This window comes from Roseimaritima sediminicola (genome assembly GCF_009618275.1).
In the GTDB taxonomy this organism is placed as follows: Bacteria; Planctomycetota; Planctomycetia; order Pirellulales; family Pirellulaceae; genus Roseimaritima; species Roseimaritima sediminicola.
The window spans coordinates 1-23,040 of sequence record NZ_WIAD01000069.1 but is presented as its reverse complement, the minus strand read 5'-3'; the positions used below and the strand labels follow the sequence as shown (position 1 = coordinate 23,040).

General features: G+C 62.4%; 14 protein-coding genes. 7 read left to right on the top strand and 7 right to left on the bottom strand.

From position 1 onward, the window contains the following. The first annotated feature begins 263 nt into the window (after positions 1 to 263). The 7 genes from gcvT to GE027_RS20940 all read left to right on the top strand — a co-directional run bounded on the left by gcvT (position 264) and on the right by GE027_RS20940 (position 9,108). Positions 264 to 1,388, top strand: a complete 1,125-nt coding sequence (gene gcvT / locus GE027_RS20970) for a glycine cleavage system aminomethyltransferase GcvT (RefSeq protein ID WP_153559188.1) — start codon at positions 264 to 266, stop codon at positions 1,386 to 1,388. Positions 1,389 to 1,508: 120 nt separating this feature from the next. Continuing rightward, positions 1,509 to 1,904: a glycine cleavage system protein GcvH gene (gcvH, locus tag GE027_RS20965; RefSeq protein WP_153559187.1), complete on the top strand. Its 396-nt coding sequence runs from the start codon at positions 1,509 to 1,511 to the stop codon at positions 1,902 to 1,904. Positions 1,905 to 1,996: 92 nt separating this feature from the next. Further along, entirely contained in the window at positions 1,997 to 3,364 is a 1,368-nt protein-coding gene (gene gcvPA, locus GE027_RS20960; RefSeq protein ID WP_153559186.1) for an aminomethyl-transferring glycine dehydrogenase subunit GcvPA, read from the top strand. Further along, positions 3,357 to 4,823: an aminomethyl-transferring glycine dehydrogenase subunit GcvPB gene (gcvPB, locus tag GE027_RS20955; RefSeq protein ID WP_153559185.1), complete on the top strand. Its 1,467-nt coding sequence runs from the start codon at positions 3,357 to 3,359 to the stop codon at positions 4,821 to 4,823. The genes gcvPA and gcvPB overlap by 8 nt, the downstream gene beginning before the upstream one ends. Beyond that, on the top strand, positions 4,820 to 5,590 hold the full coding sequence (locus GE027_RS20950; protein WP_153559184.1) for a lipoate--protein ligase family protein: 771 nt from the start codon (positions 4,820 to 4,822) through the stop codon (positions 5,588 to 5,590). The genes gcvPB and GE027_RS20950 overlap by 4 nt, the downstream gene beginning before the upstream one ends. Before the next feature lie 373 nt (positions 5,591 to 5,963). Next, positions 5,964 to 6,707, top strand: coding sequence for an FHA domain-containing protein (locus GE027_RS20945; protein ID WP_153559183.1), 744 nt, complete (start codon positions 5,964 to 5,966; stop codon positions 6,705 to 6,707). Between the two features lie 10 nt (positions 6,708 to 6,717). Then, positions 6,718 to 9,108 (top strand): alpha/beta hydrolase, encoded by a 2,391-nt coding sequence (locus GE027_RS20940; protein ID WP_153559182.1) that lies wholly within the window; start codon positions 6,718 to 6,720, stop codon positions 9,106 to 9,108. 744 nt (positions 9,109 to 9,852) lie between these two features. On the opposite strand, the gene GE027_RS20935 is transcribed toward GE027_RS20940, so the two are convergent. The 7 genes from GE027_RS20935 to serC form a co-directional block, all read right to left on the bottom strand. Continuing rightward, positions 9,853 to 12,135 (bottom strand): PQQ-dependent sugar dehydrogenase, encoded by a 2,283-nt coding sequence (locus GE027_RS20935; RefSeq protein WP_153559181.1) that lies wholly within the window; start codon positions 12,133 to 12,135, stop codon positions 9,853 to 9,855. 323 nt (positions 12,136 to 12,458) lie between these two features. Then, positions 12,459 to 13,454 carry a c-type cytochrome domain-containing protein gene (locus tag GE027_RS20930; RefSeq protein WP_153559180.1) on the bottom strand — a complete coding sequence of 332 codons (996 nt, stop codon included), beginning with the start codon at positions 13,452 to 13,454 and terminating at the stop codon, positions 12,459 to 12,461. A gap of 336 nt (positions 13,455 to 13,790) precedes the next feature. Next, complete coding sequence (locus GE027_RS20925; RefSeq protein ID WP_153559189.1) at positions 13,791 to 15,401, bottom strand: glycine--tRNA ligase; 1,611 nt, start codon at positions 15,399 to 15,401, stop codon at positions 13,791 to 13,793. Positions 15,402 to 15,478: 77 nt separating this feature from the next. After that, positions 15,479 to 17,416, bottom strand: coding sequence for a membrane or secreted protein (locus GE027_RS20920; protein WP_153559179.1), 1,938 nt, complete (start codon positions 17,414 to 17,416; stop codon positions 15,479 to 15,481). A gap of 344 nt (positions 17,417 to 17,760) precedes the next feature. Further along, on the bottom strand, positions 17,761 to 19,908 hold the full coding sequence (ppk1, locus tag GE027_RS20915; protein WP_237607702.1) for a polyphosphate kinase 1: 2,148 nt from the start codon (positions 19,906 to 19,908) through the stop codon (positions 17,761 to 17,763). Position 19,909: 1 nt separating this feature from the next. Further along, entirely contained in the window at positions 19,910 to 21,535 is a 1,626-nt protein-coding gene (serA, locus tag GE027_RS20910) for a phosphoglycerate dehydrogenase (protein ID WP_153559177.1), read from the bottom strand. A gap of 32 nt (positions 21,536 to 21,567) precedes the next feature. Next, the gene (gene serC / locus GE027_RS20905; protein WP_153559176.1) at positions 21,568 to 22,677 is read right to left on the bottom strand and encodes a 3-phosphoserine/phosphohydroxythreonine transaminase; all 1,110 of its coding nucleotides are present in this window, start codon (positions 22,675 to 22,677) and stop codon (positions 21,568 to 21,570) included. Positions 22,678 to 23,040 lie beyond the last annotated feature (363 nt).

The following is a 23,040-nucleotide window of genomic DNA, read 5'->3' as shown; positions in this document are numbered from 1 at the left end:
GGTTCTGCCGCCGTAACCTGGCGGTGAGGTCGCTTCGGCGGCCGGCGTGCCTGTTTTTCCCGACTCTGCGGGCCCCGGCCCTTTCCTGGTATTGTCGTGCTGCTAGAATGCGCCGACCCACCGGCAGCGACCCGGCGGGTACCGCTTGTTGACAATTTGGCATCTCTCCTACTCGGCGAATCCGCTGGGGGTTCGCCGCGGCGTCCGTGGCGATGGCCCCGGATGTGAGGTTTGCCGGGATCTGTGTCCGGTAAAACCGTCTCATGACTGCATCCCTCGCCGCAACTCCACTGCTGCCCTGGCACCGGTCCGCCGAGGCGACGTTGGTTCCCTTTGCCGGATACGAGATGCCGATCCAATACGGATCGATCGTCCAGGAACACCAAGCCTGTCGCCGCAGTGCCGCGGTATTCGATGTTTCTCACATGGGACGCCTGCGATTCGACGGCGAGGGGTCGGCCCAGTTGTTGGATCACCTGCTCAGCCGCCGCGTGATCGGAATGAAGCCGGGTCAGGTCCGCTACGGTTTGATTTGCAATGCCGACGGCGGCGTGCTGGATGATGTCTTGGTTTCGCGTTTGGAGACGCCTTCGGGAACCGATTACCACTTGATGGTGGTCAACGCCTCGAACCGGGAGAAGATCCTGAAGTGGATCCAGCCCCATCTGGCGGACTTTCCGAAGGTGACGATGAGCGACCGGACGGAGGTCACGGCGATGATCGCGGTGCAGGGCCCCGAAGCGATCGGCATCTGCAGCCGGTTGTTCAGCGTCGACATCGCGGGCCTGCGATATTTCCGAGGCGTGGTGACCGAGCAATTCTCTAAACCCGTCATCGTGTCCCGTACTGGTTATACCGGCGAGGACGGTATCGAGATCATCGTGCGGGCCGAGGATGCCCTGCGGGTGTGGGAGAACCTGATGTTGGCCGGCCGCGATCAGGGGATCACCGCCGCGGGCCTGGGCGCTCGCGACACGCTGCGGATGGAAGCCGGGATGCCGCTGTACGGGCACGAGTTGAGCGAGCAGATCAACCCGCTGGAAGCCGGCTTGGGGTTCGCCTGCGATCTGGACGACCGCTCGTTCGTCGGCGACGACGCCCTGCGTGCAGCTCGCCAGCGCGGCGCGACGCGGGCTCGTGTCGGGCTGGTTCCCGAGGGGCGCCGGCCGGTGCGTGAAGCCTGCGCGATCCTGGATGCCGAGGGCCAGACGATCGGCCAGGTCACCAGCGGCGGGCCATCGCCCACGCTGGGACACCCGATCGCCATGGGTTACGTCCAGCCGGCCGCTGCGGAAGTGGGCACCACGGTCCGGATCGACAACCGCGGCCGCGTGCAGGAAGCTCGCGTCACTGCCCTGCCCTTTTATAAACGTTCCCGGACTGCGTGAACGGCTGAGTCGGCCGCGACCGCCAGCGGCCGATGTGGTTCGCCCCCGGGCAGAACCTTTTCTACGTGTGATCGTGCAACCTTCTTTTGAAAAACTCCCTTTTTGACCAAGAGTGTGATCATGAAGCCTGAAGACCTACGGTATGCGGAATCCCACGAGTGGGTACACGTCAGCGAGCAGGATGGTCAACAGGTGGCCACGGTAGGGATTTCTGCCTTCGCCATCGAACAGCTGAACGACTTGGTCTACATGGACCTGCCCGAAGCCGGCCGAACGCTGAAAGCCGGCGAGGAATTCGGCGAAGTGGAATCGGTCAAGGCTGTCAGCCCGTTGTACAGTCCCGTCTCCGGCGAGATCGTCGAAGTGAACAGCCAGTTGCCCGACAACCTGGAATGGTTGAACGAAGACCCCTACCAAAAGGGCTGGATCTTGAAAGTCCGCATGAGCGGCGACGAAGGCTTGGACCAATTGTTGGACCACGCCGCGTACCAAAAACAATGTGCCGAAAGCGGCTAGTCGGTCGTCGAAAGTGGGCGAGGCGTGCAGGCCCCCTGGCGAGGCGACCACCTCAACCGATTGCGAAATTTTCCTGTGGAGACCCCAAAGCGATGTACTTGTTTCATACCGAGGCGGATCGGCGCGCCATGCTCGACGCCATCGGGGCGGCGTCGATGGAGGAGATCCTGCGCCAGCAGATCCCGGCTGACGCTCGTTTTCAACGCCCTCTCGAGCTGCCGCCGGCGGTCTCGGAGATGCAGCTGCAGCGGGACGTCACTCGGGCGGCGGCCGAGAACGCGTCGACCGCTTCGCACGTCTGCTTTATGGGCGCCGGAGCCTACGACCATTTCGTCCCGGCCGCCGTCGACGCGATCGCCAGTCGCGGAGAATTCTATACGTCCTACACGCCCTACCAGGCCGAAGTCTCGCAGGGCAACCTGCAGGCGATGTTCGAATACGAGACGCTGATCACCCAGCTGACCGGTTTGGACGTCTCCAATGCCAGTTTGTATGACGGCGGGACCGCAGCGGTAGAAGCCGTGATCATGGCCCTGTCCGTTGGCAAGGGACGCCGCCGTGTGGTCACCTCGGCCACGGTGCATCCGGAGTATCGACAGATCCTGGAAACCTATCTGCACGCCCTGGACTGCGAACTGGTGATCGCGCCGCTGGACGAGTCCGCCACGGCGGAAAACCTGTTGCCGTTGATCGACGACGACACCGCCTGCGTGCTGGTCCAGCATCCGAACTTCTTCGGCCACCTGGAAGACGTCCGGACGATCAGCGACAAAGCTCACGAGGCGGGCGCGTTGGTCGTGCAGGTCTTCGATCCGATCAGCATGGGCCTGCTGAAGCGACCCGGTGATCTGGGCGTCGACATCGCCGTGGCCGAGGGCCAGTGTCTGGGCAATCCCTTGGCCTTCGGCGGACCCTACCTGGGCGTGATGGCCTGCCGCCAGGACCTGGTGCGACGCTTGCCCGGACGCATTGCCGGACAAACCGTCGACCGCCGCGGCAACCGCTGCTGGGTTCTGACCCTGCAGACGCGCGAGCAGCACATTCGCCGCGAGAAGGCGACCAGCAATATCTGCAGCAACCAAACGCTGTTGGCTCTGCGGGCGACCGTCTATCTCAGCCTGCTGGGACCACAGGGTCTGCTCGAGACGGCCCAGCACTGTCATCAGAAAACCGCTTATGCGCGCCAGCAGTTGGCCGGGATCGAGCGTCTGGAGCTGCCCTTTGAAGGCCCGGTGTTCAAGGAGTTCGTGGTCCGAGACCGCGAGCGAGACGTGATCGGACTGAACCGCACGCTGCGCGAACAAGGCATCTTGATGGGCGTGCCGCTGGAGCGTTGGTACCCCGAGCTGGAAGATTGTTTTTTGGTGGCGGTCACCGAACAGCGAACCCGCGCCGATATCGATGCCTTGGCCGGCGCCCTGTCCAACGCCCCCACACAAGGAGTCACCGCCGGTGCGTAACACCCAATCCACACGCTTGCTTTTTGAACTCTCCCAGCCCGGCCGGCGCGCCGCGCTGTTGCCGCCGCTGGATGAGCAGATCACCGCGGCCGCCGAGCCGTTGCCGGAGACGCAGGCGGCCGATGGCCCGCCGCCGCTGCCCGAATTGGCCGAAGGCGATGTGATCCGGCACTTCACGAACCTGTCGACGCTGAACATGAGCGTCGACACGCATTTCTACCCGCTGGGCAGTTGTACGATGAAGTACAACCCCAAACGCAATGAACGTTTGGCTGCGCTGCCGGGATTGGCCGATGTGCATCCCCTGCAGGACGACGATTCGGTCCAGGGACTGCTCCGCTTGCTCTACGAGCTGCAGCAGATGTTGGCCGAGATCAGTGGCCTGCCGGCGGTGTCCCTGCAACCGGCCGCCGGAGCTCACGGCGAATTGACGGCCTTGATGGTCGCCCACGCCTACTACGCCCAGCGTGGCGAGGACCGCCGCGTCGTACTGACCGCCGACTCGGCCCACGGCACCAACCCGGCCAGCGCCGCGATGGCCGGTTTTGAAACCCGCGCCGTCAAGAGCAGCCCGGAAGGACTGATCGATGTCGAGGATTTACGCAGCAAACTGGACGACCAAGTGGCCGTCTTCATGCTGACCAATCCCAATACGCTGGGACTGTTCGACCACCAGATCTGCGAAATCACCCAGGCCGTCCACGACGCCGGGGCCCTGGTGTATCTGGACGGCGCCAACATGAACGCCATCATGGGCCTCTCACGGCCCGGCGATTTCGGCGCCGACATGATGCACTACAACCCGCACAAGACCTTCAGCGGCCCGCATGGCGGCGGCGGTCCGGGCGCGGGACCGATCTGTGTTCGCGATTTTCTCGAACCCTTCCTGCCCGCCCCGACGATCGCGCGGGACGCCGATCAGGATCACTACCGCCTGGAGTACGATCGGCCCGAATCGATCGGCCGCGTCCGAACCTTCTTCGGCAATACGGGCGTCCTGCTGCGAGCCTACTTCTACATTCGCAGCTACGGCGGCGACGGCCTCCGGCAGGTCAGCGAAGACGCCGTGCTGGGCGCGAACTATTTGCTCAGCAAGGTCAAGCACATCCTCGATGTGCCGCACGGCGATCGCTGCATGCACGAGTTTGTCGCCTCGGCGTCGAAGCTGAAGAAGGAACAGGGCATCTCGGCAATGGATCTGGCCAAGCGCATCCTGGATTACGGGTTCCATGCCCCCACGGTGTACTTCCCGCTGGTGGTCGATGAAGCCGTGATGATCGAACCGACCGAGACCGAGAGCAAGGAGACGTTGGACGCGTTTGCCGAAGCGCTGTTTCGCGTGACCGGTGAGAGCGGTGATCTGGTGCACGAAGCCCCCCACAGCACGCCGATCAGCCGCCCCAACGATGTGGCGGCCGCGCGAAAACCGATCATGAAGTGGACGCCCAAGGACTCATGAGGACCGGGGGATCGATAACGGGACGCGTCATCCGTGACCTGGATTCCCCGGGCGGTGCCGCTTGGAACATGGCGGTGGATCAAGCCCTGCTGCAAGCTGTCGCCGGGGGAGCCGCACCGACGCTGCGGTTTTATCGCTGGCAAGAACCCACGCTCAGCCTGGGTTACTTTCAGTCCCTAGCCGATCGAGTCCACCATGCGGCTAGCGCCGCGGCACCGGTTGTTCGGCGCTGCAGCGGCGGCGGAGCAATCCTGCATGACCGCGAATTGACATACAGCCTGATCGTGCCGATCGGCGACCGGACCTCTTCCAAAGTCCAGGATTTGGTACGACGTATGCATGATTCCATTCGAGGGGCTTTCGCTTTGGCTAACATATCCTTGGCCAGCGTTGCCGATAGTGGCGTTGCCGCCGAAGGATCTACATTCTTGTGTTTCCAGCGACGCGCCAGTGAGGATCTGTTGTGTGCCGGTTATAAGGTCGTCGGCAGCGCTCAACGCCGCACGGCCGGTGCGGTGTTGCAACATGGCAGTATTCTATTGGCCGCCAGTGAGAAAGCACCAGAATTGCCGGGGATCGGTGATCTGGTTGGACGAAGAATAGAGATGGATCAGTTGGTGGACGGGATCCTGGACCAGTTCCAACAGCGCCACGAGGGGGTGGGCCAGTGGCGGGTCGGGGGCCTGGAAGCGGAGGAACGGCAGGTCGCCCAGCAGCAGGTGGTCGAGCGGTTCGAAAACCCCAGTTGGTTGAATCGTCGGCCCTGAGGGCAGGTCGAAGGAGTTATATTATGAGGGGGCGATGATGCGGAAAGATCGCTGCAAGATCGCTGCATCAGGGCTGGGGCCGCGGAATTTTGCAGCAATGGTGGCCGAAGGAATTAAACTTGGCTTAGGTGGCGATTCATCGCATAATCCGCATAGGGCGGGAGATCACTTGACCTTGGCCGCGATAAACTCGATGATTTGGGCCGCCAGGCGGGGCACCGACGGCATCGGGCGGTGAAAAGGGACAGGATACCGGAAGCGGGCAGGGTGACGGAAAAGGAAATGTTTGCGTCGTAACGAATGTGCCATAGCTAGGGTTTGCATCGTGTTAGATCGGCACAGAGTGGGGTGTGGTAACTGCTAAAGGGAATCCATGCAAGTTAAACTAAAAGTGGCCACGGGCAGTCACGACGGAAAAGAGATCGTCATCGGTCAGAAGAAATTCTTGATCGGCCGCAGTGATAAATGCCAGCTCCGTCCCAAGAGCGAATCGGTCAGCCGACGACATTGCATCTTGGTGATTCGCGACAACAAACTGTTGGTCCAGGACCTGAAGAGCCGCAACGGAACATTTCTCAACGACGAGCGGCTGCCGACCGATCGCGCCAAGGTGGTCAGCCATGGAGACGTGCTGCGAGTCGGCAAGTTGACGTTTGAAGTGTTGATCGACCACAGCCTCGGCGGCGCGAAGCGCCCCGAGGTCAAAGACATGAAAGATGCCGCTTCGCGGACCGTCGAGGGCCGCGGGGACAGCAGTTTCGAGGATGTCGACATCCACAGCTGGCTGGACGAAGCCAACGAGATCGAACGGGTCCGTAAGTTTGGCGATCCCGATACGCGGCAGATCAGACTGGACGAACTGCGAAAGGCCTCCTCGGAGGAAAGCAGCGACTTGTCGGTCGACGAGACGGTCAGCAACGCCAAGGGCGAAACCACTCAGGCCAAAAGCAAAGCGGCCGCTGACAACGACGATTCGGACGACGGCGATTCCAAGAAGCGGATTCGGCCGCCCAAGGGGGCTCCGAAAAAGTTGCCCAAAGGGGCGATCACCAATCGCTCGACCGATTCGCGCGAAGCCGCCGGTGATGCCTTGAAACGATTCTTCTCAGGCCGATAAAGCCCCTGTTATGCGTCGGATTTTTGCGGGACTGTGCACGTTGGTCGCCGTCCTGGCAACGGTGGCCGCGCGGGCCGAATACAACGTTCCGCTCGTCAACGGAATGATGGTTCGCGGCAGTGTCGTGGAGATCTCCTCGCTGAGCAAAGACGCCTTCGGCCAGGGCGGCGCCGGCCCGCAGGTCGCCACGCGTCCGATCTGGATGATCGACGACGACCTGCGACGGGTGTTCGTTCATCAACAGGGGATGGTCGCCGTGCCGAACGACGGCATCATTCCCCAGGTGCCGGACCTGCAGCAGAAACTGGAGATCCATCAACCCCTGCCGGTCAATGGCAAGACCATCGCTTCGGTCGGCGCCGTGCAGGCCGTCACACCGTTTAATGATTTCGGCCGCCGCCGGATCGTGATCAGCGGACCCGACGGAAGTCCGCTGCCGATCTGGCAAGGCATTACCGAAGTCACCGCGCGGTACATCAAACTGCGAGCCTTGAGCGCGTCGCAGAATTATCTCTGGGACAGCCGGATCGCCACCTCCTCGATCCCGCGCGATCAATTGTGGCGGATCCTGCACAACCGCATGGCACCGCTGACGTTCGACGTGCGGCTGGAACTGCTGCGGTTCTTCATCGAAGCGGAGATGTTTGACGAAGCCCGGCGCGAACTGTTGGCGACGATCGAAGAGCATCCGGATCGACCGAATTTGGAAAAGCAGCTCTCGGCGATCATCCAAGCCCAGGCCGTACAGCTGCTCGCCGAAGCCAACCAACGTCGCCGGGCCGGCCAGTACAAGCTGGCGCGGCGCATGCTCAGCGAGATCAGCCTGGACGAGTTCGCCGTCGTCACGCGGCTGCAGTTCGAGGATGCGCTGAAAGATCTGGACGGCGAACTGGCCCGGGTGCAAGCGCTAACGGACCGGCTGGCCGAGCAGGTCCAGCAGCTGCCGCCGGAGGACGCCGCGGCGCTGGAGCCCTTGATGGCCGAGATCCAAGCCAACATCTCCCCGAACACGATCGCTCGGTTGAGCGATTTCCAGCGGCTGGGCGAAGACGAGGCGCTGTCGCTGGAAAGCCGCGTCGCCCTGGGGCTGGGCGGATGGATGCTGGGTTCGGGCTCGAGCCTACAGAACCTGGCGTTGGCCAAGTCGTTGATCCAAGTCCGCGAACTGGTTGCCCAGTACCTGGCCACGACCGACGATTTCCAGCGCAAAGCCATCCTCGACAAACTGCGCCAGTTGGAAGGTGCCGACGTCGAGACGATCGCCAAACTGATGCCGCTGCTGCCCCCTCCCCTGCCCTTGCCCGAGCGAGACGAGGAGCTTCCACCGAGCGTTGAAAACCCGCCGGGCATGTTTCGTATCGCCGTCGACGGACCGGAGTCGCTGGCCACCGAATATCTGGTCCAGCTGCCGCCGGAGTATGATCCGCTGCGCGCCTATCCGGTCGTCGTCAGCCTGCACACGCCGACCGGATCACCGCGGGCACAGATCGAATGGTGGGCCGGCGCCTATAACGAGGAACTGCAGATGCGGTTGGGGCAAGCGTCGCGACGCGGCTTCATCGTCGTTGCCCCGGCCTGGACGCGTCCCGATCAGGTTCGATACGAGTACACCGAACGGGAGCATCACCGCGTGTTGCGCTGTGTGCGGGACGCGATGCGAAGGGTGTCGATCGATGCCGATCGGGTGTTCCTGAGCGGTCATGGCGAAGGCGGGACCGCGGCGTGGGACATCACGCTGGCCCATCCCGATATCTGGGCCGGGTTGGTTTCGGTCGGCGGCGAGCCCAGCAAGTACATCATCCACTACGGCCCCAATGCCGAGTACGTGCCGATGTATCTGGTCTTTGGCGAAATGGCCGGCTCGCAGGCGCCGCTGGTGCGGTTCGGGTTCGTGCTGGACAATTACATGAATCCGCGGCAAGAAGCCATGGTGGTGATGTACCGCGGCCGCGGACCAGAGGATTTTTATGAAGAGATCCATCACCTGTTCGATTGGATGTCGCTGCAAGCGAACGCCCGCAGCGACCCGCCGCAGTCGTTGGACGTGGCGACACTGCGCGGCGGCGACCGGTTCTTTTGGTGGTTGGAGATGGACGAGGTGGATTCGCGCAACGTCGTGAATCCGTTTCTTTGGGACCAGGTCAAACGCATTCCCAAAGCCACCGCCAAGGCCAGCGTCGTAGCCAACAACACGATCCGGCTGACCCAGGGTCCGGCCAACCAGTACACGATTTGGCTGGCGCCTGCGATGGGGATCGATTTGAACGAACAGGTGTTGGTGCGGTTTGGATCCCGTCTGACCCGCTACGATTTCGACGGCAACATCGAAACCATTCTGGAAGACGCTCGCCAGCGAGCCGACCGCAAAAGACCCTACTGGGCCAAAGTCCGAGTGCCATAAAGTCCAGTGGCATAGGCTTCCAGCCTGTGAAGAACAGCCACGGAGTGGCGACATGTGGTAGCCCCAGGCGCGAGCCTGAGGTACGGGCGGCCCACATGCCGTGCAAGTCCCAGGGGGACGACATGAAATTCCGCGGCCGCCCCGTCATGTCGCCCTGCCAGGGCTTTGTAATTTTGATTTCGGCGTTTCCCCGGGCTCGCGCTTTGGGGCTACCACACCCAATCGCTCCGCAATTCCACCAGTCCCGTTCTCGGCTGGGACAGCCGAGCTGCTCTGTGGCATAGGCTTCCAGCCTGTGGTAAGTCCGCTCCCTTACGGTCTGGCCGTAGCTGAACCGCGCCAGACTTTGGACCTTCTCGCCGCTTCAGTCCAATCTCTGGCGAGATCAGCTACCCGGAAAAAAAGACCTGGACGAACCACTGGGCCACTGGCCACCGTTCACAGGCTGGAAGCCTATGCCACTGGTTACTGTTCACAGGCTGGAAGCCTATGCCACTGGTCACTGTTCACAGGCTGGAAGCCTATGCCACTGGTTACTGTTCACAGGCTGGAAGCCTATGCCACTGGTTACTGATCACAGGCTGGAAGCCTATGCCACTGGTCACTGTTCACAGGCTGGAAGCCTATGCCACTGGTTACTGTTCACAGGCTGGAAGCCTATGCCACTGGTTACTGTTCACAGGCTGGAAGCCTATGCCACTGGTTACCGTTCACAGGCTGGAAGCCTATGCCACTCCACTGGCGTTACTTGTTGTCCTCGAGTTGCTCGATCCATTGCCGGAGCACCTCGATCGCCCGCTCGCTGACTCGGTTGGTGGCCAACGGGGGCATCTGGCGTACGTCTCGGTGGCCGGCGCGGATCAATAGCTCCGACAAGTAGGGCTGGCCCGGGACGATCAACCGGCCTTCGGGCGGCGTCATCTGACCCTGCCGGGGTTCGGCCCCGAGCAACTGCATTTTGCCCAGCGGCGTGTCGGCACGCATGTCGATGTTTCCCGGTCCGATGCCGCCGGGTTGATGGCACATGGCGCAGTTGACCTCGAGCCACGCCCGCGCCAAGCGAGCCGTATCGCCTTGCGGCGGTTTCAAGGACTCGGTGTGTTCGCCACTGCGATCGAAATTGCCAAAGCCCCACTCGGGAAACTTCTGGCTTTTCGGGACATCCTGCGGCTCCACGGGCTCGGTAAAGACGTTCAAGCGGTTCAGCATCGCGATCTGATCGACCTGGCTGCCCCGGTAGGCCATCTGGCGGTTCATCTGGCGTGTGGTCAATCCCAGCGTAAACTCGGACTTCTCGGTGTGACAGGCAAAGCACTCACTACGGCTCGGCACGTAGTAGGCCTGGGTGAGCGGTCCCTGGTCGGTTTGGATTTCCAGCGGCACTTCCGCGGAACCGTCCGCTAGGTGGGCCTCACTGCGATCCTGGTTGTAGACGTAGGTGTAGGCTTGCCAGCGGTCGGGTGAACGGACTATCAAACGCGTTTCCAGCCGCCGTGGATCCGCGAAAGACGTGCGATCCATGTGCATCCAGAACGTCTTGATGAAGACCGTGCCGACCGGGAACTGCCAATCGTCCTGGGCATGAAATTTCACACTGGCCTCGCTCGGCAGGACCATGTAGCGGTCTTTGACGGAGTAATCCGACCAGAACGGAACATTGACTTCATAGGGAATCGCACCGGCGACGGGCACATGATCGGCGACCGATTCAAACAGTCCCGTCTCCGACAATTTTCGTGGAAAGGCTCGGGCGACCCGTTCGAGGTCGACGTCTCGGCGTCGCAGTTGGTAGATCCCATCGAAGACGCAGAGGTAGATTTCCTGGTCAGCGTCTTCGCCGAACGCCGCGATCGAAAGTCCGGTATCGGCCACCTGACGCGGAATCGGAGCGGCCGGATCGCTGCCTTCTTCGGGCGTCGCCTGTAACGCCCAGACTTTGCCGCTGAGGTAGTCGGCATACAGGTAGTGGCCGCGATAATCCTTTAGTTTCTGGCCTCGATAGACCAGACCTCCGGTAACCGATTGGCCCTCGTGACGGAAATACTCGGCGACCGGGTCGAGCAGATCGGGCTGCCGGTCGGCCGAATTAATATCGAAGTCGTGGAAGCCCTCGCGAATGTTCCAGCCGTAGTTGCCACCGCGCTGCACGCGGTTGACTTCTTCGAAGCGGTTCTGACCGACGTCCGCGGTCCAGAGCTGGCCGCTTGTCCGGTCGAAGGAGATCCGCCAGTTGTTTCGGAACCCATACGCCCAGATCTCGCCGCGGGCGTTTTCTTGATCGACGAACGGGTTGTCTTTGGGAATCGCATAAGGCTTGTCCGCGCCGGCGCGGTCGACATCGATACGCAGAATCGACCCCAGCAGGGTGTTCCGGTTTTGGCCGTTGTGATGCGGGTCATTCGCCAATCCGCCGTCACCAAGCCCGATGTAAAGGTAGCCATCGGGACCGAATCGCAGGCTGCCACCGTTGTGATTGCGATAGGGCTGGGGGATTTCCAGCAGTCGTTTTTCGGAGTCGCGGTTCACCCGATTCGGATTGTCCTTCGAAACCTGAAAGCGAGAAACGATCGAGGCCGGTGGGTCGATCGAGTAGTAGACGTACAGCTGGCCGTTCTCGGCGTAGTTCGGATGAAAGGCCAGCCCCAGCAATCCTTCTTCGTTTCCGACTCGTGAAACCACATCCGTCAGGTCGAGGAAAGTTTCGTAATGTTCGACGTCCGGGCGATTTTCGAAACAGCGTATCACGCCTCGTTGTTCGACGACGAAGAGGCGGTTCGATTCGTCCGGAGCAAACGTCAGTTCCACGGGCCGGACAAAATCCAGGTGTTCGAAAACCGGCACCGCTTCGAGCGGCAGCGGATCGGGCGAGCCCATCAAGCGTGACGTATCGACCGCGGTAAATTGCTCCGGGATCGCGTGCTTGGGTTTGTTGCGAGATTCAGGCGACTCGGCGGAAGTTTGCTGAGGCAGCAGGATCGCAGCGGCCGCGAGGGTTACTATCGCAATAGCGGGCGGGTGGGGACGCACGGAAAGGCTCCTGGAAGTGGAGTGCGAGAATCGTACCGGCCTTCTCGCTATCGGACAGCGCTACGAAGACCGCACCGTGCACCCCTGCAGGTTCTGCGCCAGAGAGCGGAGAAACGAATGTTCCCAAATCGCGGAGCGATGGCAGGTGGTAGCCCCAAAGCGCGAGCCCGGGGAAACTGGCATGAACGCAAGCCAAAGCCCTGGAAGGGCGACATGAACGATCGCATCGGATTTGATGCCGTCCCTTCAGGACTGTAATAGGATGTGGGGGCCGGCACCCCGGGTTCGCACCCTCTTTCTACACCGCAATAGGGTTCTCGCCCTTACGCTTCGGGGACCGGTTCCGGCTCGGGCGGCGGTTCGTCGACGTGGTCGACGACCGTCAGTGACGAGGTTTCCGAACCCAACAGTTTCTGGAACGCTTTGGGATAGAAGTCCTCGCCGTAGTGCAATTCGCCGCCCTGGTGGCCGATCAATCCGACCATCACCGCCAGGGCCACCAAGCCGCCTTTCCAGATCGCGTTCAGCCGGGCGCTGGGATGCCGCACGGCGCGGATCGCGACGATGGCCAAGATCACAGCGACCACGGTCACAAACGTCCCGCCCCAGCGGTGCCAGAAGATTTCTTTGTCCATGTCGTACAGCGACGCGTAGCCGCGCTGGGTCGCAAAGGACCATCCCATCGCGCTGGCCGCGACGCTGGACAGGGCGCCGAGGATCAAGCACGCCAGCGGCACCTGGGTTCCCAGTTGTTTCCAGCGGGCGCCCAAAACCACAAACAGGCCGCCAACGAGCAATAGCGCGATCGGAAAGTGGACCGTGGCCGGGTGAAAGAACCCTTGAAAAGCCCACAGACGTGCCGGCAGCGATTCCGGTTCGGCCAGCGTTTCCTGGACGTCCTGCGGCGTGATCTCGAGACTCGCGACCTGCGCGCCCTCGGGCCAATGAGCACCTTCCATGATCCAGGTGTGAACCAGAGCCAACTGGGTGACCGACAGCGGTTTGTCGTGCGCTTCGGGCGGCATCCGCATCTCGTCGTCGTAGCTGGCCATGTAATCGATGTACAGGCTGCTCAGTTCGACGTCGCCGCCTTCGACATAGCTGCTGACCGAGGCGGGATCGTCGATGCGGAAGTCACCCTTCTGGTCGTCGGGGCCGTGGCATTCCAGACAGTGATCGCGAAAGATCGGAGCGATGTCGCGTTCGAATTGCACCAGGTGTCCGTCGTCGTCCAGCGGACCTTGGGCCTGCAGCAGCGCCGGGGCCATAAGCAACAACCCCAAGGCCGCTGGGATGACCAAGCGTGAAGGCAGCAGCATGTCTTCGTTTCCGGTAGCGTGGAAGGTGGGAGCAACGACCGGCGGTCAATGGATCCCAGCGTCGGCGGGAACCTATCGAGCTGTGGCGGTTGCGATGGGAACCGAGGGTCTCGCTCGCGGACCGGAAGCTACGAGTGCACGCTTAAGCAACGCGCCGGTGGGTCGAGCTCCATCGAATCCGCTCCTTGCAGGACCTGCCCCCATTATCCCGATCACAGCGGGAATTTCCAGCGAATAATTGCCGCCTGGCTCGGCAGAGGGGGTGCTCCCCCCGGTTCTTCCCCCGTCGCGGGGAAGAACCGAAGTTCATTCGGCTCTCCACCCGGCGGAGAGCCGCTACTGAGGGTTCCGGATCCGTTCGCGGATCTCGTCGCACACATCCTTGGTGGAAACCCGCCACTGCTCGAGCGTATCGCGATCGCGGACCGTGACGGTCTGGTCCTCGAGGGTTTGCCCGTCGACGGTGATGCAGTAGGGCGTGCCCACTTCGTCCTGCCGGCGGTAACGGCGGCCCACGGCGCCTTTTTCGTCGTAGAACACGGCCAGGTGTTCTTTCAATTCGCCGTAGATCTCGCGGGCCACGTCGGGCATGCCGTCCTTCTTGACCAGGGGAAACACGGCGGCTTTGAGCGGGGCGAGCCGGGGATGGAATTTCAGCACTGTCCGGCTCTGCATCTTGCCCTTCTCGTCCGGCGCCTCGTCCTCGCGGTAGGCTTCGCACAGGAACGCCAGTGTCGCGCGGTCGGCACCGGCCGAGGGTTCGACCACGTGGGGAACGAAACGCTGGTTGGTCAGGTCGTCACGGTAGCTCAGATCGCGACCGCTGCCGCGGTACTTGGGCTTGCCGTTCTCGTCGGTTTCCAGCTGCAGCGGATCGGTGCTCGGGTCCAGCTTGCCTTCCATGTGGCTGCGAAGGTCGAAGTCGCCGCGATGGGCCACGCCTTCCAGTTCGCCGAATTCGCCTTCGTCCAGGAAGGGAAAGGCGTATTCGATGTCGGCGGTGCCGGTGCTGTAATGGGCCAGTTCTTCGGCATGGTGTTCGCGCATCCGAATCGATTCGCCCGAGAGGCCCAGTTCGGTGAACCAGGCCAGCCGGCGATCGCACCAGTAGCGGTACCACTGCTGGGACTGGTCGGGAGGGCAGAAGAATTCGATTTCCATCTGTTCGAATTCACGCGAGCGGAAGGTAAAGTTTCGCGGCGTGATCTCGTTGCGAAAACTCTTGCCGACCTGGGCGATGCCGAACGGCACGCGGACGCGGGTGCTGTCCAGCACGTTCTTGAAATTGACGAAGATGCCCTGGGCGGTTTCGGGGCGCAGGAAGGCCACGTCGTCGCCTTGGTTCAAGGCGCCGACGGTGGTCTTGAACATCAGGTTGAACTCGCGCGGCTCGGTCAACGTGCCGGTTTCGGTGGCCTCGGGACCGAGCACGCGGTCCAGCTCGTCGACGGTATCCAGGGTCGCGTAGGGACCGTCGTAGCTGAGGCGGTCGGCGTCCTTGGCCCGCAGCTTGAAGAACTTCAAGGCCCGCCGCTGGACGTCGGCGTCTTCTTGGTCAATCTCGGCCATGGTCGTGACGAACACCTTTTGTTCGTTGAATTCGACCCAGCGGCCGCGGACCTGGTCGTGTCGGTAACGGCGTTTGGACTGGCGGCAATCGACCATGTAGTCGTGGAACAGGTCGTAGTGTCCGCTGCACTTCCAGACCTGCGGATGCATGATGATCGTGCTGTCCAGACCGACCATCTCAAAGCTGCTCGGGGCACCCTTGGGGGTGAGCAGTTCGTTGTGGCTGCCGACCATGTCCTGCCACCACGCTTCCTTGACGTTGCGTTTCAGCTCGACCCCCAGGGGGCCGTAATCCCAGAAGCCGTTGAAGCCGCCGTAGATCTCACTGGACTGGAACATGAACCCGCGGCGTTTGCACAGCGAGACGATCTTCTCCATCGATGCCATTTGGGACTATTTCTTACGCGAAAGAAGGAAGGGACTGGGAGAGAGAAAAGACGCGGCGGACGCCGCGACTACTTGAGCAAAAAGTTTCGCAGCCGCCAGCCGTCGGCTTCGGTCTTCATATAGCCGCCCCCGGGGTTTAAAAAGCCTTCGATCTCCGAGAACGGCGGCAGTTTGCCGGTGTTCAGTTCGGGGTTCTCGGCGCCGTCCTTGCGGCGTTCCTGCACGCGGCGGATCAGATTGCCGAGGATCGAATCGCTGTCTTTCAGCGTGCCCTCTCGCAGCAGTTGGTACTTGGTGCGCCAGGACAGACGCGTGCGATCGACGTTGGCCATCGCCCGAGAGTCGCCGCCGAGTTGTTGGATCTGCCGAAGCACGCGGCGGACCGCGTCTTGGCTGGCGAACCGGCCGTCCTCTCCGCTGCGGATGCGGTTGACCGTTTCGACCAATTGGTCGGTGTGGCTGGAGAACATCAGGTAGCCGCCGGAAGCGCCCGCGGCCGGGTCCTGGATCACGGTGATGGCCCACTGTTCGAGCAGCGGAGCGGGCTGGTCCTCGGTGTCCTCGTCGCCGAAATCATCGTCGAAGCCGAATTCGCCGAACGCTTCTTCGTCGAAGTCGCTTTCGGTGTTCGGGACGACTTTCCAGATCGGATGTTCGGGAGACTTCTCCACCGGCGAAGCATCCGGCTCGGACTCCATCGCCTTGTTGATCGCGGCGGCAACCGGGCCGGTGTCCTTCAGCCGAATCGCGACCAGGGTGCGGTCGTTGTCGGCGTCGATGTTGTCGGTGATGTGAAACAGTTCGTTGTCGAAATGCCCGATCACATCGTTGGGGATGTCGATCTGCGGGCCTTCCTCGTCCTCTTTGATGCCGGCGAGGGTGGGCCGGAAAATCTCGCTGCCGAAGGCTTCGTCCACCAAGGTTTCGGCGGCCCAAAAGGCGTCTTCCATCTGCCAGCTCAGCCGTGCCCAAGTGGACGTCTCGGTGGCCAACCATGCCGGCGGGTCCGAGGCCGGGGTGTTGGGAAAGGCCAGCATGCGGGCGGCCAGCCGGAACCGGCTCTCGCTGGCCGGGTCCTGCGGGGCGTAGACAAAGCCATGGTGCAGCAGGTCGAAGTCGCCCTCGGCCAATTGGACCCGTCCGCCGGTCGACTGGATGGCGTCGAAGCCCTGATTCTCCAACAACTGGACGATGTCCACGCGTTGGCCGCGGTCGGTCCCGGCGACTTCGCGCATGATGCGAGCGAAATCCAACGGACGCACGAACCACTGGACTTCGTCGGGCTCGCTCTGCCCGACTTTCTCCCAGATCGCCGTGTGGTCTTTGGCACGGGCCAAGCCCCCTTGGGCGCCGCCCGCGGCGACGGCGTCCAGCAATTGTTTGATCGTCGCGTCTCGGTCGGAGGCGATCAGACGCTGGTCGCCGATCGTCACGGCGATCTGTTCCAGTTTGAATTGTCCGGGCGCTTTGGGCAGGGTGTACACGCGGATCGTCTGGCCCTGATGCGCCACGTCGCGGCGCGTGGCTTTGCGCGATTTCATGTTCTCATCCAGCGTCGCCAGGGCCTGTTCGGCCCGGGCCTGGCGGCCGCGGATGTCGGTGATCAGACAGGCCGTAAAGGGACGCTTGGGATCGGGATAGGACATCCATCCCAACAGGACTTCGCCGGAGCTGATGTCGTACAGGTCGGTGATTCGCAAGCCGATCTTCAGTCCGCCCGCTTCCAGTTGGCGGTCGGCGGATTCCTCCTGGGCTTCCCAGAAGGGCTGCATGACCGGAGCCGTGCCGAGATTGGATAGCGTGGTGCGTTCCCAGGCTTCGCACGCCGCCGGCAGGTCCAGCACGCGCAGGTAGCCGCCCGTCGTTTCCGGCAACAACTCTACGGCCGACACGAACGAACCTTCTGCGGCGGCCGGCGGATCCGCCGCTTGGGCACTGGCAAAAGCATTTGGCAGGGCGACGACCAACGTCAACGCGCCCAAGAGATAACTGAGATTTGGCAACACGTGTGCTGGCTCCAATAATGAGTTGCATTCCGGCACGAACGATTAGTATCGGTCGGATCGCTGGGACGGCTCCAGAAACGGCTATGGTATCGCAGGGAATTTGTTGGGAAAACGCCAAGGGCGGGAAATAGGTGGTATTTTCGGGTCTTAACGGCAGGTCCCGCCACGCTCCCGTCTAGCCGCCGATGCCAGAAATCTGTCAGCTTGTGACGGATTTCTGTCAGGTCCTGCCAGGTTTCGGACGGCTGGTGCCAGGTTTCGGGCGGCTGGTGCCAGGTTTCGGGCGGCTGGTGCCAGGTTTCAGGCGTCTGACGCCAGATTGCTGTCATTTCGCCGCCGGCTTGTTATCGGCTGTCGCCGTCCTGAGCTGCCGGCGGGTCGTGGGTTTCGAACGCCGTGCGGCGTTGGTGATCGGCCTGCCGCACCGCTGCAACCGCGGCATCCCAGAGGACGCGTTGGGCCCGCAGCGGTTCTTCCTTGGCGGGTGTTGTCAGACGTTGCCAATGTCCGTCGCTGTGCAGTTGCCAGGAGCTGCGATTGTCCTTGAAGTAGGTCTGCAGGACGCGGATCAGGCGTTTTCGCCACCGCGGCGATTCGATCGGAATCAGCAGTTCGATCCGCCGGTCCAGGTTCCGCGGCATCCAGTCGGCGCTGCTGATCAGCACCTGTTCGTCGCCGCCGTGGTAGAAGTACATGATCCGGGCATGTTCGAGGAACCGGTCGACGATCGACACCACGGTGATGTTCTCGCTGAGACCTTCGATGCCCGGCCGCAGGCAGCAGATCCCGCGGACGTTCAGCCGCACGCGGACGCCGGCACCGCTGGCGCGGTACAGGGCGTCGATCAGTTGGGGGTCGACCAAGGAATTGACTTTGACGGCGATTTCGGCCTTTTGGCCTTCGCGTTTGCGGGCGATTTCCGCTTCGATCAAATCCTGCAGCCGCGTCCGCAGGGTGGTCGGAGCCGCCGAGATCTTGTGATACTTCAGCGGATGGCTGGCGCCGGTAATGGCGTTAAAGAACGTCGTGGCGTCGGCGCCCAGTTCCGGATCGCAGGTCAACAGCGACACGTCGCTGTACAGTCTGGAGGTGACTTCGTTGTAGTTGCCCGTGCCGTAGTGCACATAGCGGACGATGCCCTGAGGTTCGCTGCGCACGATGATGCAGATTTTGGCGTGGGTCTTCAGGCCCTTGATGCCGTAGATCACCTGGACGCCGGAGTGTTCCATCTCCCGGGCCCATTCCATGTTCCGTTCTTCGTCAAAGCGGGCCTTCAGTTCCACAATCGCCGTGACGTACTTGCCGCGTTCGGCCGCGCGTTTCAGGGCCGCGATGATCGGGCTGTTGCGGCTGGTCCGATACAGCACCTGTTTGATGGCCAGCACGTCGGGATCGACGGCCGCCTCTTCGATCATGCGGACCACCGGATCGAACCGTTCGTAGGGGTGCACCATGACGATGTCGCCGGTGGTGATGGTTTCGAACATCGGTTCGGCGGGTTGGATGTCCGGACTGCCCTGCCCCGGCCAAGGACGATCCTTCAGTTGGTCGAAGCCTTCCAGGGCGGTCAACTGGAACAGGCAGGTCAGGTCCAGCGGTCCGTCGACCAAAAACAGGTCGCCGTAAGCGATTTCCAGGGTTTCGGTCAGGAAGGCCTTGATGTGCTCGCTGGCCCCGGCGGCCAGTTCCAGTCGTACCGAGCCCGATTCCTTGCGGCTCTCCAAAACCTCTTCCATGCCCAGCATCAGGTCCGGGGCGTTGTCTTCGCGCAGTTTGATGTCGGCGTTGCGAGTGATCCGAAACGCGACACATTCCAGCACCTTGCGGCCGGGAAACAATTCGGCCACGTGATAGGTGACCAGATCCTCCAGCATCGTGAACTGGTACCCGCGGTCCGACGGCAGGGAGACCAGTCGCGGCAGAGCGCGGCCCAGGGGGATCAAGGCGTATTGCCAGGGCGCGTCGCCCTCCTGTTCCGCTTTCAGTCGCACGCACAGATGCAACTGCAAGCCTTCGACCAGGGGGATGGGCCGCGAGGGATCGAGGGCGTGGGGCGAGAGCGTCGCGCTGACGTTCTCGAAGACCGAATGGACCGATTCCTGGTGCCGAGAACTGTAATCCTCGCGTTCCATCATGCGGATGCCGTGCTCGGCCAGAGCGGGCAGCAGTTGGTCTTTCAGGATCCGATACTGCTCGGTCTGCATGTGGTGACAGCGATCACTGATCGCCAGCAATTGCTCGCTGACGGTCATCCCCGACGGATCGCGGAGGCCGGAATTCTGCGCGGCCTGCAGTTTCAGGCCGCCCACGCGAACCATGAAGAATTCGTCCAGGTTCGAACTGACAATGGCCAGGAACTTGGCGCGTTCGAGCAAGCGTTGGCGCGGATCGTCGGCGTGGTCGAGCACTCGCTGGTTGAACTCCAGCCAGCTCAATTCACGATTGAAGTAACGATCCGCGGGCAATGCCGGTTCGCTCGAAGAATCATCCATGCTACTGCAGCCACTTGGGGAGCTGTCCGACCGGAGGAAGTTGCACGACACAGGCATGGTCGATCGCTTCGATCGCACGGACCGCGTCCAGAGCTTCGGCCGCCGGCAAACCATCCAGGTTCAGGACGCCGATCGCCGATCCGCCCGGTTGATCGCTGCTGCGGCCCACGGCCATCTGGGCGATGTTCACGTTGTGCTGGCCAAAGACCGTACCGACGCGGCCGATGATGCCGGGCACGTCCTGGTGGCTGAACACCAACAGGTTGCCGTCCAGGTAGGATTCCAGGCGATGGCCATCCAGCACGACCAACCGCGGCATGTTGTGGCCCAGCAGCGTCGCTCCGGCGGTGACGCTGCGGTCTCCGCCGTCGACCGTGGCCGAGATCGACGAGGCAAACGCGCCCATCTCGTGATGCTTCTCTTCGCGCAGTTCGATGCCGCGTTCCCGCAACATGACCTCGGCGTTGATGATGTTGATCTCGTCGTCCAGGGCCCGTTCCAGCAGCCCGACGCAGAAGGCATTGGTCAGCAGTTTGCAGTCTTTGCCGGCGATTTCGCCGCGGAACGTCAAGCGGACCGTGTCCACGCCGCCGCCGTGCCACTGCGACAGCAGCAGTCCCAGGCGGTGCGCCGCGTCCATGAATCCACGCAGCTCCTCGAGCGTCTTGGGATCCAGGGCCGCCACGTTGACGGCGTGTTTGATCTCGCCGGTGGCAAGGAAATTCAGCAGCAGATGCACCCCTTCGACAGCCACCTGCGTCTGAGCTTCTTCGGTGCTGGCACCCAGATGCGGCGTGCAGACCACGCCGGGCATGCCGAACAGCGGGCTGTCGGTGCAGGGTTCGTCTTCGTACACGTCCAGCGCCACGCCACCGAGCTGGCCGCTGTGCAGCCCTTCGACCAAGGCGTCGACGTCGTAGATGCCGCCCCGCGCGGCGTTGATCACTCGCAAACCCGGTTTGACTTTCGACAGGCTGTCCTTGCCGATCAGGCCTCGGGTCTGGTCGGTCAGGGGCGTGTGCACGGTCAAGTAATCGATCGCCGGCAGCAACTCGTCCAAGGTCGCCGCTCGCTGGACGCCCAGCAACGCGGCCTGGTCGTCGGAAAGGTAGGGATCGAAGGCGATCACGTTCATGTCGAAGGCCATCGCCCGGGAGGCCATTTCGCGGCCGATGCGGCCCATGCCAACGATGCCCAAGGTTTTTTCGGCCAACTGGGTGCCCATGTACTTTTTGCGATCCCAGCGGCCTTCGATCAGGCTCTGGTAGGCCGGGGCGATGTTGCGGCTGAGCGCAAGCATCAGCGCAAAGGCGTGCTCGGCCGTGCTGACCGTGTTGCCCGCCGGGGTGTTCATCACCACGATGCCCTGCCGGGTCGCGGCCGGTTTGTCGATGTTGTCGGTGCCGACGCCCGCGCGAACAATCGCTTTCAGACGCTTGTTGCCCGCCAGCACGTCGGCGGTCAGTTTGGCGCCGCTGCGGAGGATCGCGCCGTCGAACTCGGTCAGGGCTTGGCGAAGTTCGTCGGCGGGCAGTTTCTTGCGGATCTCGTACTCCACTCCTTCGGCAGCGTCGAGCAGATCCAGGCCTTCCTGTGCGATGTCGTCCAGTACAATGATGCGATGCATGATTCTTGTTTTCTTAAGGGGAAAGTGCTCGGTTAGGCTCGCTGGTTGGCAAAGTCGCGCATCAGTTCGGCCAGGGCCGCCACGCCGGCTTCGGGCATGGCGTTATAGATGCTCGCTCGAATCCCGCCCACGCTGCGGTGACCTTTCAGATTGCACAGTTCGTTGTCAGCCGCCCTAGCGAGGAATTCCGCCTGGAGGTCGTCGTTGGGCAGGCGGAAGGTGACGTTCATCAGGGAACGGCAATCGGCCTGGGCGTGACCCTGATAGAACTCGGGGAATTGGTCGATGCAGTCGTACAGCAGCTGGCTCTTGCGGCGGTTCAGCGACTCCATCGCGGCCAACCCACCCTGCTCCTTCAACCACTCGGTGACCAGGCCCAAGGCATAGATCGCAAACGTCGGCGGGGTGTTCCATTCCGAATCGGCTTCGGCGTGGTTGCGGTACTGGAGGTAGCCGGGCAGATCGTCGCTGCCGCGAGACAGCAGGTCTTTGCGGATGATGACGGCGGTGACGCCGGCCGGTCCGGCGTTCTTCTGCGCACAGGCGTACAGCACGCCGTATTTGGCCACGTCCAGCGGACGGCACAGGAAGTCGCTCGAGGCGTCGCAGACCAGCGGCACGCCGGCCGGACAGTCCGGTTCGCTGGCGAACTGGACCCCCTGGATCGTTTCGTTGCTGCAGTAATACAGATAGGCGGCATCGTCGGCCACGCGGTAGTCACCGCCCTGGGGCAACGCCGCGTAGTTGCTGCTCTTGCCGTCCCAGGCGACGTTCGCCGCGCCCTCTTTGACCGCTTCGTCGATCGCCTTCTTGCTCCAGGAACCGGTCAGCAGGTATTCGGCCGCAGCGTCGCTGCCGCGGAGGAAATTGACCGGGATCATGGAAAACTGCAGACGCGACCCGCCCTGCAAAAACAGCACCTCGTAGTCGTCGCTGATCGACAGCAACTCGCGCAGGCCCGCCTGAGCCCCGTGCAGGATTTCCAGAAAACGTTTGTCGCGGTGCGACATTTCCAGCAACGAACAACCCGCCCCCGGCAAACACAGCATCTCGTCTCGAATACGCTCCAAGACCGAGACGGGCAGCACGGCGGGGCCGGCCGAAAAGTTGTAAACGCGTTGTTCGACGGTGGATGTGGCCATTGGCACGGTTTCCGGTTCCCAGCTGAAAACTTGGCGGACAACACAACATGCGCTGCCGCAGTCGGGATTCTAAGCCGTCAAGCGGAGAACTGGGAGGCCCGGGGCGCCGTTTCAGCGCCAGCGAACGGTCGCCCGGCGGCGAAAGCCAAGACGCATAGTAGCTCGGCTGTCCCAGCCGAGACGCGGCATAGTAAGCACGTCGGCATGAATCTTTCGGAGAAACCCCGCGACAACACCCTCCCGCGCAGCGGGAGGGTCGGGCTCTTAGGCCCGGGGAGGGCCCTACGAAAACCCTCTCCGGGCCTAAGAGCCCGACTCTCCCAGAGGGAGAGTAAAGCCGAATCAAATGTTGCGACGTGCTTA